This window comes from Arthrobacter sp. Y3221160 (assembly GCF_059092585.1).
This window is the reverse complement of record NZ_JBNHHU010000002.1, coordinates 429,196-441,509: the sequence shown is the minus strand read 5'-3', so window position 1 is coordinate 441,509 and position 12,314 is coordinate 429,196. Positions and strand designations below refer to the sequence as shown.

Below are 12,314 nucleotides of genomic sequence, written 5' to 3'. Positions count from 1 at the left end.
TCAGCCTAGCGACACCGGACCCGCCGCAGGAGCTTCGTGACGGACCTTCCGTGCCGCGGAGCCTGCCGCTCACGGCTTGGTCAGGATAAAGAACTGATAATGCCGGTCGGACTCCGGCCGCTCCCAGGTGGTGAAACCGGAGATCAGGCCGTGCTCCCCGAAGAGCCGCCGGACGGTTGCGTCGCTGCGGCGGCTGTAGAAGCGGCGCGGTTCGAAGTCGTCGTCGGCAACGATGCCCTCCTCGTCGTCGCCGGACCAGAGCCCGACCGCCAGCGGAGCGCCCGAGGCCAACACCCGCATGGTTTCGGCGAGAACATCCGGCAGGTCCTGGTCGGGGATGTGCAGCAGCGTGCTCATGGTCCAACCGGCGGAGAACGTTCCCCCGGCGAACGGCAACTCCCGGGCCGAGCCGACCACTGCCTCCAGGTGCTTCGTCCGGGCCAGCCGGACGTTCTGCTCGGACAGATCCACGCCGGTGTAATGGATTCCCGCGGCCTTGAACGCGAGCCCGTCCGTGCCGGTGCCGCAGCCGATCTCCAACACGCTGTGCCGCCGGGCTGCGACCAGGGAGGCAATGAATTCCTGCCGGGCTGCGTCCCTGCGGGGATCCCTCCAGCGCCGGTCGCGCTCGGGCGCCTGCCGGTCATAGAACGCCTTCAGTTCAGGCTCATGGTTGCCCATCCGATGAGAGTACGCCCTGCGCCGGGCCGGGCACAGGGGCGGACACCGCCGTCGTAAATGGACCACGGAGCGGGCCCCGACGAGAGGAGCCCGGCGCGTGGACGCCGGCGTCGAACTAGTTGAAGACGACGGTGCGGGTGCCGTCGAGGAGCACGCGGTGTTCGGCGTGCCACTGCACGGCGCGGGCCAGGGTGCGCGCCTCGCCGTCCCGGCCCAGGGCCACGAACTGCTCGGCGGTGTGGGCGTGGCGGACCGGAATGACTTCCTGGTCGATGATCGGGCCCTCGTCCAGGTCCCCGGTGACGTAGTGCGCCGTGGCGCCAATCAGCTTCACGCCGCGGGCGTGCGCCTGGTGGTACGGCCTGGCGCCCTTGAAGCTGGGCAGGAACGAGTGGTGGATGTTGATGGCCTTGCCGGCCAGTTCGGTGCAGAGCTCGTTGCTGAGCACCTGCATGTAGCGGGCCAGCACCACCAGTTCCACGTCGTGTTGCTCGGCCAGGTCCCGCAGGGCCTGCTCGGCCTGCGGCTTGGTGTCCGGAGTGACCGGAATGTGGTGGAAGGGGATGCCGTAGAACGCGGCGAGCTCGGCCAGGTCCTGGTGGTTGGAGACGATGGCGGGGATCTCGATCGGCAATGTGCCGGAGCGCTGCAGGAACAGCAGGTGGTTCAGGCAGTGCGCCGACTTGGACGCCATCAGCAGTGTGCGCATCTTCACGCCGTCGCGGCGCAGCTTCCAGTCCATGCCGAACTCCTGCGCGACCGGCTGCAGCCGGTCATGGAGTTCGGTGTAGGAGAGGTCCGTGGCCACAGCCACCCGCATGAAGAACCGGCCCGACTGCGGGCTGCCGTACTGCTGCGAATCGGTGATGTTTCCGCCGGCCCCGGCCAGGGCGCCGGCGACGGCATGCACGATGCCGGGGCGGTCCGGGCAGGAGAGGATCAGGGTGTAGGCGGTGGCGGCGGGGGCTTCAGTCACGCATCCTAGGCTACCGGCTGCGCTTCGGCTTCCGCGGCAAGGTACCTGCCCGCGGCCACGGCAGCCGCCCGGCCGGCGCGGGTGGCCCCGACCGTGGACGCGGATGCGCCGTATCCCACCAGGAACAGCCGCGGCTCCTTCACCACCGAGACGCCGTCGTCGCCCATCCTGATCCCGCCGCCCGGTTCACGCAGCCGAAGCGGCGCCAGGTGGTCCAGTGACGGCCGGAATCCGGTGGCCCAGAGGATGACGTCCACATCTTCGGCCGAGCCGTCGGCGAATTCGACGCCGTGCTCCGTGATGCGGGCCAGCTTTCCGCGCGAGACGAGCACGCCGTCGTCGATGCCCTTCCGGTACGTCTCGGTCAGCGGCAGCCCGGTGGCGGCAACCACGCTCAGGGTGGGCAGGCCCGCGCGCGTGCGCTCGCTGACGCGGCGTTCCACGTCGACACCCCATTCCATGTCGAACGGGGCGGCGGTAAAGTCGGGGTCGCGGCGGGTGGACCAGAGCGTGTCCGCGCCGGCCGCGTCCAGTTGGAGCAGGAACTGCAGCGCGGACGTCCCGCCGCCGATCACCAGCACCCGCTGCCCACGGAACTCGTCCGCCGACCAGAAGTTCCGGGTGTGCAACTGGCGGCCGCGGAACGTCTCCCGGCCCGGGTAGTGCGGCCAGTGCGGCTTGTCCCAGGTGCCGGTGCCGCTGATGACGGTCCGCGCCAGCCACTCGCCGCCGGTGGCGCTGCGCACGCGGAGGAAGGCACCGTCGTCGTCCACCGAGGTCACGCGCACGGGGCGGTGCACGGGGAGATTGAACCGCCGCTCGTAGGTGCCGTAATAACGGTGCACGACGGCGGAGGACGGCTCCTGCGGGTCCGGAACCCCGAGGGGCAGGCCGGGGAGGTCGTGCAGGCCGTGCGCCGCGTCGAAGGTCAGCGAGGGCCAGCGGTGGCGCCAGGCACCGCCGGGGCCGTCGTTGGCGTCGAGGACCACGAAGTCCTGGTCCGGGACCAGGCCGCGGCGGGCCAGTTGGTAGGCGGCGCTCAGCCCGGCCTGGCCCGCGCCGATCACCACCGCCTGCAGCGGCTGTTGCCCGGTGCCGATTGCCTGGTCCGTCACGATGCCCCTCCGATTTGTTGACACTTCAACTTCTGTCCGGTGCAACGATGGCCGCCGGCCTGGTATTCCGTGGCGGGCGGCCGGGACGCTGAGGCGGGCGGCGGTGGACCGTGGCGGGCGGGCACGGGAGTGCAGCGAACCAGCCGGGTATTCCGTCGCGGCCGGGTGAGGTTTCCGGAGGCGGGCGGCTGGGGAGCGTGGCGGGCGGGCCGAGAGCGCACCGGACCAGCGGGACGAGTGTCGCGTGCCGGATCCATCCGATGGCCGAAAGGCGTTTTCTGCCAATCCCGATGGGTCTAGGGTGGCAGAAGCGACGACGGAAGGTCCGGGCCATGACGCATTTGGAACGGGAGAAAACGCTCCGTAGTGCAGGGCGCGTGCTGCTGGCCGCCGCGCTCCTGGCTGGCCTGGCCGGGTGCACCGGCGAGACCGGCGGGGAGCCGGCCGCGACCGGCGGAGGGGACCCGGCCGCGACCGGCGGGACCACGCAGGCGCCGGGTGATGCAGGAGGACAGCCCGCGGGGGCCCAGCCTGCCGGCGGCATTCCGGAGATCGTGGAGAACGTGCAGCCGTCCGTGGTGACGGTCTTTACCGACAACGGCCTGGGCAGCGGCGTGGTCTATTCCGAAGACGGGCTGATCCTGACCAATGAACACGTGGTCGGCGACAGCACCACCGTCGAGGTTGGCTTCGCCGACGGGCAACGCAGCGCGGGCAAGGTCCTGGCGACGGATGCGGTGTCCGATCTGGCCTTGGTGCGGACCGAGCGCGACGGGCTCCCGGCCGCCGAGTTCAACACGTCGCTGCCGACGATCGGCGAACTTGCCGTGGTGATCGGTTCGCCGCTGGGCTTCGAGAATACTGCCACGGCAGGCATTATCTCCGGCCTGCACCGTTCCATCCCGGGCTCCGCCTCGTCGAGCCTGGCGCTGGTGGACCTGATCCAGACCGACGCGCCGATCAGCCCCGGCAACTCGGGCGGCGCCGTCGTCAATGCGCGGAGCCAAGTGGTGGGCATCAGCGAGGCCTACATCCCGCCGGAGGCCGGCGCGGTGTCGCTCGGTTTCGCCATTCCCGCCGCCACCGCCCGGGAAGTGGCCGAGGAACTGCTCGAAGACGGGACCGCCGACCACGCTTTCATGGGCCTGACTCCCGCCAGCATTACGGCGGCGATCGCCGAGCAGCTTGGCGTGCCCCAGGCGGAGGGCGTCCTGGCCCTGTCCGTAGGCGACGGCGGCCCGGCCGACGAGGCGGGAATCCGCGCCGGCGATGTGCTGCTGAGCGTGGACGGCGAGGCGCTGGCGAGCGCGGAAGACCTGCTGGCCGCAATCCGCCAGCACAACCCGGGCGACACAGTCAGCGTGGAAGTGCGCCGCGACGACGAGACCCGGAGCGTGCAGGTTGCGCTCTCGGACCGCCCGGTGCCGTGACCGGCTGCTAGGATTGGCTCGCCGCGACTGGCGTTAGGTGGGACACCACCAGGAAGCGGCAGCAGGGCCGGAGACCTTCGGTTACCGCTCCTGCATATACCGACCTCGGATCGCACGCCTGGGACGTAAGGTCACGTTCGGGCCGGAGTGTGTCCGGGGCAGGTCATGCGTCATGCGTGCGGGTGCCTGCAGCCGGTAATCTGGCCTGTAGCAGTGAGATAAGCCCCACCACCCAGGAGATTCTCCCTTGACTTCTACGCCCTCTGTGACCGATCTGCCGCTGTCCCAGGTGGATCCTGAAATCGCCGCCGTGATCGACGCCGAACTCGGTCGCCAGCGCGACACTCTCGAAATGATCGCCTCCGAAAACTTCGCGCCGCGTTCGGTGCTCGAAGTCCAGGGCTCGGTCCTGACCAACAAATACGCCGAGGGATACCCGGGACGGCGCTACTACGGCGGCTGCGAGCACGTAGACGTCGCCGAGAACCTGGCCATCGAGCGGGCCAAGTCGCTCTTCGGCGCGGAATTCGCCAACGTCCAGCCGCACGCCGGCGCCCAGGCCAACGCGGCCGCCCTCTCCGCCCTCATCCAGCCGGGCGACAAGATGATGGGCCTGTCCCTGGCCCACGGCGGCCACCTGACCCACGGGATGAGGCTGAACTTCTCCGGCAAGCTCTACCAGGTCGCCGCCTACGAGGTTGACCCGAAGACCTTCCGGGTGGACATGGATAAGGTCCGCGAGCAGGCGCTGGCCGAACGTCCGAACGTGCTCGTGGCCGGCTGGTCCGCGTACCCCCGCCAGCTGGACTTTGAGGCCTTCCGTTCCATCGCCGACGAGGTCGGAGCCTACCTCTGGACCGACATGGCGCACTTCGCCGGGCTGGTCGCCGCCGGCCTGCATCCGAACCCGGTGCCGCACTCGGACATCGTCACCTCCACGGTCCACAAGACCCTGTCCGGCCCGCGCTCCGGCGTGATCCTGGGCAAGGAATCCTTCGCCAAGAAGGTCAACTCGGCCGTTTTCCCGGGTCAGCAGGGCGGCCCGCTGATGCATGTGGTCGCTGCCAAGGCGGTGGCCTTCAAGATTGCCGCCGGCGAGGAATTCAAGCAGCGCCAGGAACGCGTGCTCGAAGGCGCCCGGATCCTGGCCGAGCGCCTGGCCGCCGCCGACGTGGCCGAGGCCGGCGTGTCCGTGCTGACCGGCGGCACCGACGTCCACCTGGTCCTGGTGGACCTGCGCAATTCCCAGTTGGACGGCAAGCAGGCCGAAGACCTGCTGCACGAGGCTGGCATTACGGTGAACCGCAACGCCGTGCCGTTCGACCCGCGCCCGCCGATGGTCACCTCGGGGCTGCGCATCGGTACGCCGGCGCTGGCCACCCGGGGTTTTGGGGCGGCCGAATTCACCGAGGTCGCAGACATCATCGCCACCGCGCTCAAGGGCGGCGCCGATACCGCCGCCTTGCGGGCCCGCGTGAAGAAGCTCGCCGACGACTTCCCGCTCTACCCCGGCCACGAGGAGTGGTGACATGAACCTCTACACGACCCCGCCGACCGCCCGCGTGCTGGACGGCAAGGCCACCGCGGCGCAAATCAAGACCGAGCTCACGGAACGGGTAGCGGCGCTCAAGGCCAGGGGCATCGTGCCCGGCCTGGGGACTGTGCTCGTCGGTGAGGACCCGGGCAGCAAATGGTACGTCGGCGGCAAGCACAAAGACTGCGCCGAAGTGGGCATCGAGTCGATCCGGCGCGACCTGCCCGACTCCGTTTCGCAGGAGGAACTCGAAGCGGTCCTCGATGAGCTCAACGCCGACCCGGCCTGCACCGGTTACATCGTGCAGTTGCCGCTGCCCAAGCACATCGACACCAACCGCGTCCTGGAGAAAATCGACCCGGCCAAGGACGCCGACGGCCTGCACCCGATGAACCTGGGCCGGCTGGTGCTCAACGTGGGCGAGCCGCTGGACTCGCCGCTGCCCTGCACCCCGCACGGCTGTGTCGAGCTGCTGCTGCGCCACGACGTCCAGTTGGCGGGCAAACGCGTGCTGGTCGTCGGCCGTGGCGTCACCGTGGGGCGCCCTTTGGGCCTGTTGCTGACCCGCAAGGAAATCAACGCGACGGTGATCCTGGCCCATACCGGAACGCTCGACCTGGCGGCGGAACTGCGCGAGGCCGACGTCGTGATTGCCGCCGCCGGGATGCCGCACATGATCAAGGCATCCGACCTCAAGCCCGGCGCCGTCGTGCTGGACGTCGGGGTCAGCCGCGTCGAGGACGAGGACGGCAAGGCCCGGGTGACCGGCGACGTGGAGCCCGAGGCACGCAACGTCGCCAGCTGGCTCTCGCCCAATCCGGGCGGCGTCGGCCCGATGACGCGCGCCATGCTGCTGGCCAACGTCGTGGGAGCCGCCGAGCGCCAGGCCGGCTGAACCTTGCGCTGAACGTCAAGAGGGCGGTGTCCGGACTCCGGACGCCGCCCTCTGACGTTTCCGGCCACGCTGCTTGGTACAGGTGGCCTTTTCGGGTAAAGCCGGCGGCCGGGGATTGGCCCCGCGCGCGATGGACAGTCAGCGGTGGCCGGGGGTTACCTCGTGCGCGGCCGGAGAATCAGCGGCGGCCGGGCTCTTGGGCTCACCGGCCGGGCGCTTGGCCTCCGCGCGCGATAGACAGTCAGCGGCGGCCGAAACTGTTACGGCGGCCGGGGGTTGGCCTCGCGCGCGGCGGAGAGTTAGGGGCGGCCGGACTGAGCCGGCGGCCAATCATGAGCGGCGGCCGAAACTGTTACGGCAGCCAATCGTCAGCAGCCCCCGGGGCGGCGGCAAGTTTGGCGACAATCGACTGGTGGAAAGTTGCAGCGACACGCCGACGTTCGCTGCAGCTTTCCGCCACTCGATGACCCTGTGAATAACTTCCGCACACCCTAGCGCCGGCTGTAGATAATGTCCGGATGAGCCCAGCACACCGACCGGGACCGGAACAGCGCCTGCCACGGCTGAGGCCGCTCCCGCCGCACCTGCAGGCCGCCGCGTTCACGATTGAGGACGGCCTGAAATCGGGGCTGAGCAAGAGCCAGTTGCGTCACCCACGCCTCATCCGCCTAAGCCGGGGCATCTGCACCGTCCAGCCGGCCGGCCTCGACCTTGCGGCCCGCGTGCGCCCGTTCACGCGGATCAGCGATTCAAGCGCTGCCTCACATGACACCGCGGCACGCCTTTGGGGCTTTCCCGAACCTGCCGCCGGCTTCGATCGGCGGGTTCATATCTCGCGTCCAAGCGACCGCGCACGGATGCAACGCCCGGGCGTGGTCGGCCACCGGTCCCGGCTCGTTCCGGATGAAGTGGCTTGGGTGGATGGACTGTGCCTCACGACGCGCACGCGGACATGGCTGGACCTGGCGGAAACCCTCGATCTTGCTGACTTGGTGGTGATAGCCGACTACCGCCTGCGCATTCCGCGGCCGGACTTCGAAGGGCGCGTGGCTCCATTCGCCACCCGGGAAGATCTTCAGGCCCTGCTGAGCCGCCACCCCGGAAAGCGGGGCCTGCGCAAGGCTCGTGCAGCCTTGGCGTTGGCCCGGGTCGGAGCGGACTCTCCGCCCGAGACCAGGCTTCGGCTGGCCATGCTCAGCGCGGGATTGCCGGAACCCGAGGTGAACAAGCCGATCAGGGACGACGACGGCGCTATTCTGCACAGCCCCGACCTGTCGCTGCCTGAATACCGGATCGCCATCGAATACGAGGGCGAAGGCCACGGCCAGGCCGACCAAATCGCGCGGGACATCGAACGGGCGGAACGGGCCCGGGCAGCAGACTGGGACGAAGTCCGGATCTCCAGGCGGCACATGGCCAACGGCGCAGACCGCGCGATCCGAAAAATCACCGCGGCACTGCAGCGGCGTGGTTGGTCCGCGGAGCAGGCTGCCTGAGCTCACAATCAGCCCCCGCAGCATGTTCTGGTGCAAAAAGACGACGCCGGTCGGGGCGCCGAAGAGGTCGACGGACCGGCCGGACACGACCGAGGCGGGCGTCCGGCCGGAATAGCTCCGGCAGGACACCCGCCTCGGTGTTGAGTCAGCTGGGGTTGCTCCAGCACAACCTTGGTGGCTTAGACGCCGGCCTTGACGGCGTCGTCGGTGGAAACTCCGCGGCGCTTGTCGAAGACGGTGGCGCCGACTTCTTGCTCGGCCTGGTTGTTGATCGACAGATCGATGCCGGGTCGGTCGCGCAGGATCAGCACGGCGATAATGGAAATGATCGTCATTCCGAACAGGTACGCCGAGACGGAACTGCTGGTTCCGGTGGAATTGATCAGTGCCTGGGCGATGGTCGGGGCGAACGCGCCGCCGAGAATCGCGCCCAGTGCGTAGGCGATCGAGACACCCGAGTATCGCACGGAGGCCGGGAAGATCTCGCTGTACCAGGCCGCCTGCGGGCCGTAGCTCAAGCCCAGGCCGAAACTGAACAGCGCCAGCGCCAGGTACAGCATGCCCAGCGAACCGGTGTCGATCAGCCAGAACAGCGGGAAGACCGTCAGCAGCTGGGCGCCGAAACCAATCAGGTACGTGCGCTTGCGACCGATCTTGTCGGCCATGATGCCGGCCAGGGCGGTGAAGATGAACCACATGGCCGAGGCGAACGTGATGGCCAGCAGCACGTCGGTGCGCTCCATGCCCACTGCCTCGCTGGTGGCGTAGCTGGGGATGAACCCGCCGGTGGCCATGTAGCCGGCAGAGTTGTTGCCGGCGAAGATCAGTGCGGCCAGGATGACCAGCAGCCAGTGCTTGCGGAACAGTTCCACGATGGGGACCTTCTGCTGCTGCTTCTTGTCGGCAATCTCCTTGAACACTGGGGACTCGTCCACCGAGCGGCGAACCATGTAGCCGATGGCGATCAACACGACGCTAAGCAGGAACGGGATGCGCCAGCCCCACTCAAGGAAGGCCTCGCCGGGGGAGATCACGCCGGTCATCAAAGTCATGACGCCCGAAGCGAGCAGCATGCCGAGCGGAACACCCAACTGGGGGAAGGAGCCTGCACGGCCGCGGCGGTCACGCGGGGCGTGCTCCACGGCCATCAGGACGGCGCCGCCCCATTCGCCGCCGGCGGAGATGCCCTGCAGGATGCGCAGCGAGAGCAGCAGCACCGGGGCCAGGATTCCGGCCGTCTCGTAGGTTGGCAGGATGCCGATCAGCGTCGTCGCTGCACCCATCATCATCAGCGTGATGACCAGCATGGCGCGGCGTCCGAGCTTGTCGCCGTAGTGGCCCGCCAGGAAGGCGCCCAGAGGCCGGAACAGGAAGCTGATGCCAACGGAGGCGAAGGCAAGGAGCAGCCCGATGGATTCGCCGGCCGGCTCGAAGAACAGGTGCGCGAAGACCAGGCCCGCTGCCGTGGCGTAGATGAAGAAGTCGTACCACTCGATGGTGGTGCCGATGATGGTGGCAAACGCGACGCGACGCTGATTGGCGGCGGACGATTGCCCGGAAACTGTAGTGCTCATAGTTGTCCTCTTGGGTCGGTCACACCGAGGAGGCCGGCGCGACCAGATGGGTGGAGCTTAGGCAGGCGGGAACAACGAGGCCGGGGTGTTCGGCCCGGGTCGTGTGGTTCCGCCGCCGGGTCTGCTTAGCAGCCCGGCGATGCCCGCCGGTTGGGATCAGCCACCATTCGGGGCAGAACGTTGAACGTGACAACCATTGTGACACGCCTCGCAATCCTCGGTAAACTTCAGATAAGCGGCGAACTTCTTTGATTGGACTGAAGTACTGTGGTCGATTTCACCTTGCGACAGCTTCAACTCTTCGCTGCCCTCCCGGACCATCCGACACTGAGCTCGGCTGCCGCCAGCCTGAACATCTCGGAGTCCGCGCTGTCGCAGGCCATCACGGCCCTCGAACGGGCCGCGGGTGAGCAGCTCTGCGTGCGGCGAAAGGCTCGCGGCCTCCAGCTGACGCCGTCGGGCCAGTTCTTCGCGCAACGGGCCCGACTGCTGCTGCGCGATGCGGAAGCACTGATCAGCGACCTCTCAGGCGCAGCGGGCGAACTGAAGGGACCGGTGCGGTTGGGGTGCTTCGCGAGCTTCGCCAGCAGCGTCCTGCCCTCGGTGCTCGATCGCCTGCCCGAACAGTACCCGGGTATCAGCGTGGACGTCACGGTCGGCTCCCACGACGACCTGCTGCCCGCATTGGACGCCGGGCTGCTGGACCTGGCCATGGTCTACGACATGGAACTCCCGGCCGGGTACAGCCAGCGCACCATCTATCAGACCGAGTTGCAGGCGGTGCTGCCGCCGGAACATCCCTTGGCCGAGCAGCCAACGGTGGATCTGGCGGACCTCGCCGCCGAACCCCTCATCATGTACGAGTCGAGTCCGAGCACGGCGAATACGTATCGCGTCTTTGAGGAACGCGGCCTGCGCCCGTACGTCGCCACGTCCATGCCGCAGGCGGTGCTGGTGCAGGCACTCGTCGGGCGGGGGCTGGGGTACGCGCTGCTGATGTCACGGCCGGCTGCCCCGGCCGTGACGGTCGAAGGCAGGCCGGTCGCGGTGCGGCCGCTATCGCCGCCCGTATCGCAGACGACCATGTGTGCGATCTGGCCGGACACCATGGTCCTCAGTCCCAGGGCCGAGGCCGTGTTGAGCCATGCCGTGCAGGCACTGGGCAGCGGCGGAGGCACCTGACCCGCCGCCTCGACCTGACCCTGCCGCTACGACCTGAGCCGACACCCGCGACCTGACCCGACACCCGCAACCTGACCCGACACCCGCAACCTGACCCGCCGCCGCCGCCGCCTGCCTTGCCGGCGGTGTTGCTGGAGCGCCGCCACTGCCTGCCGCACCGGCGGTGTTGCTAGAACGCCGCCGGCTGCAGTTTGGAGTGTGCCTTGAGGTCGAAGGTGGGGTCGGCGGCCTGTTCGGGGGTGAGGGTTGCGCCGGCGGCGAGGAGGCGGCGGGCGGCCATGTGGTCCGCGGGCTGGCTGACTGATTCGACGGCGGCGAGGGTGCCGTTGCGGAAGCAGAAGACGGAGAACTTTTTGTCGGCGGGGTTGCCGCGGAGAACTACCTCGTCGCCGGGGGCGGCCAGTCCGGCGATCTGCAGGCGCAGCGGCCCCTGGTTTGACCAGAACCAGGGGAGGTCCGCGTAGCCGCCGGTCCCGGTGCCGAGGATGGCGCGGGCGGCGTGCCGGGCCTGGTCGGTGGCGTTCTGCACGGATTCGAGCCGGGTGTGGGCGCCGGCGTGGGCGTTGGGGAAGGAGGCGCAGTCGCCGATGGCGTAGATGTCCGGGTCGGAGGTGCGCAGGGTGGCGTCGACGGTGATGCCGTTGTCCACCTCGAGGCCGGCGGCGGAGGCGAGTTCGGTGCGGGGGATGACGCCGACCCCGACCAGGACCAGGTCCGCGGGGTAGCGTTCGCCGGTGGTGCTGACGGCGGCGGTGACGTGCCCTGTCTCGTCGGCGTCGAAGGAGGCGATGCCTTCGCCCAGGCGCAGGTCCACGCCCAGGCGGCGGTGGGCGGCGGCGAAGAACGCGCTCATGGTGGGGGTCAGGGCCCGGCCCATGGGCCGGTCGGCATATTCGAGGACGGTGACGTCCAAACCGCGGGCGCTGGCGGCGGCGGCGAACTCCAGGCCGATGAAGCCGGCGCCGATGACGACGACGGAGCCCACGGTGTCGAGGCGGGCGTGCAGGGTCTGGGCGTCGGTGAGGGTGCGCAGGCCGTGGATGCCGGCCAAGCCGGCGCCGGGGACGCTCAGTTCGCGGTTGGCGGCCCCGGTGGCGAGCACCAGCTTCGTGTAGGACAGGGTGGCGCCGTCGTCGAGGGTGACCGTCTTGGCGGCCCGGTCGATGGAGGTGGCGCGCACGCCGAGGCGGGCATCGACGTCGTTGGTGGTGAAGAATTTTTCCGGGCGCAGCGGGAGCGGGGCCGGGGTCTTCCCGGCGGCGAGGTAATCCTTGGACAGCGGGGGCCGCTGGTAGGGGCGGTGCGGCTCGTCGCCGAGCAGGGTGATGGCCCCGGCGTGGCCTTCCTTGCGCAGCGAATCCACCAGCTGGATGCCGGCCTGGCCGTTGCCAACAATGACGATGTTGCCTGACGTTTGCCTCATGGTCCGCC

General features: G+C 69.1%; 10 protein-coding genes. 5 read left to right on the top strand and 5 right to left on the bottom strand.

The window, feature by feature from the left end; translation table 11 throughout:
• Positions 1-69 precede the first annotated feature (69 nt).
• The 3 genes from AC5RWG_RS14950 to AC5RWG_RS14940 form a co-directional block, all read right to left on the bottom strand.
• Positions 70-681 (bottom strand): class I SAM-dependent methyltransferase, encoded by a 612-nt coding sequence (locus AC5RWG_RS14950; RefSeq protein WP_494023609.1) that lies wholly within the window; start codon positions 679-681, stop codon positions 70-72.
• A gap of 115 nt (positions 682-796) precedes the next feature.
• Positions 797-1,657 carry a formyltetrahydrofolate deformylase gene (gene purU / locus AC5RWG_RS14945; RefSeq protein WP_494167250.1) on the bottom strand — a complete coding sequence of 287 codons (861 nt, stop codon included), beginning with the start codon at positions 1,655-1,657 and terminating at the stop codon, positions 797-799.
• A 5-nt stretch (positions 1,658-1,662) separates the two neighbouring features.
• Positions 1,663-2,772 (bottom strand): FAD-dependent oxidoreductase, encoded by a 1,110-nt coding sequence (locus tag AC5RWG_RS14940; RefSeq protein ID WP_494167249.1) that lies wholly within the window; start codon positions 2,770-2,772, stop codon positions 1,663-1,665.
• A gap of 332 nt (positions 2,773-3,104) precedes the next feature.
• Between AC5RWG_RS14940 and AC5RWG_RS14935 the strand changes: the two genes are divergently transcribed.
• The 4 genes from AC5RWG_RS14935 (at position 3,105) to AC5RWG_RS14920 (ending at position 8,127) form a co-directional block, all read left to right on the top strand.
• On the top strand, positions 3,105-4,202 hold the full coding sequence (locus AC5RWG_RS14935) for a S1C family serine protease (protein WP_494167248.1): 1,098 nt from the start codon (positions 3,105-3,107) through the stop codon (positions 4,200-4,202).
• A gap of 247 nt (positions 4,203-4,449) precedes the next feature.
• Positions 4,450-5,730 carry a serine hydroxymethyltransferase gene (glyA, locus tag AC5RWG_RS14930; protein ID WP_494026109.1) on the top strand — a complete coding sequence of 427 codons (1,281 nt, stop codon included), beginning with the start codon at positions 4,450-4,452 and terminating at the stop codon, positions 5,728-5,730.
• A gap of 1 nt (position 5,731) precedes the next feature.
• Positions 5,732-6,631: a bifunctional methylenetetrahydrofolate dehydrogenase/methenyltetrahydrofolate cyclohydrolase gene (locus tag AC5RWG_RS14925; protein WP_494167247.1), complete on the top strand. Its 900-nt coding sequence runs from the start codon at positions 5,732-5,734 to the stop codon at positions 6,629-6,631.
• Positions 6,632-7,149: 518 nt separating this feature from the next.
• On the top strand, positions 7,150-8,127 hold the full coding sequence (locus tag AC5RWG_RS14920) for a putative endonuclease domain-containing protein (RefSeq protein ID WP_494167246.1): 978 nt from the start codon (positions 7,150-7,152) through the stop codon (positions 8,125-8,127).
• Positions 8,128-8,306: 179 nt separating this feature from the next.
• Here AC5RWG_RS14920 and AC5RWG_RS14915 read toward each other — a convergent pair whose 3' ends face one another.
• Entirely contained in the window at positions 8,307-9,701 is a 1,395-nt protein-coding gene (locus tag AC5RWG_RS14915; protein ID WP_494001507.1) for an MFS transporter, read from the bottom strand.
• Between the two features lie 267 nt (positions 9,702-9,968).
• Here AC5RWG_RS14915 and AC5RWG_RS14910 point away from each other — a divergent pair, with 267 nt between their 5' ends.
• Positions 9,969-10,883 (top strand): LysR family transcriptional regulator, encoded by a 915-nt coding sequence (locus AC5RWG_RS14910; protein WP_494167245.1) that lies wholly within the window; start codon positions 9,969-9,971, stop codon positions 10,881-10,883.
• A gap of 169 nt (positions 10,884-11,052) precedes the next feature.
• On the opposite strand, the gene AC5RWG_RS14905 is transcribed toward AC5RWG_RS14910, so the two are convergent.
• Positions 11,053-12,306, bottom strand: a complete 1,254-nt coding sequence (locus AC5RWG_RS14905; protein WP_494167244.1) for an NAD(P)/FAD-dependent oxidoreductase — start codon at positions 12,304-12,306, stop codon at positions 11,053-11,055.
• Between the last annotated feature and the right edge of the window lie 8 nt (positions 12,307-12,314).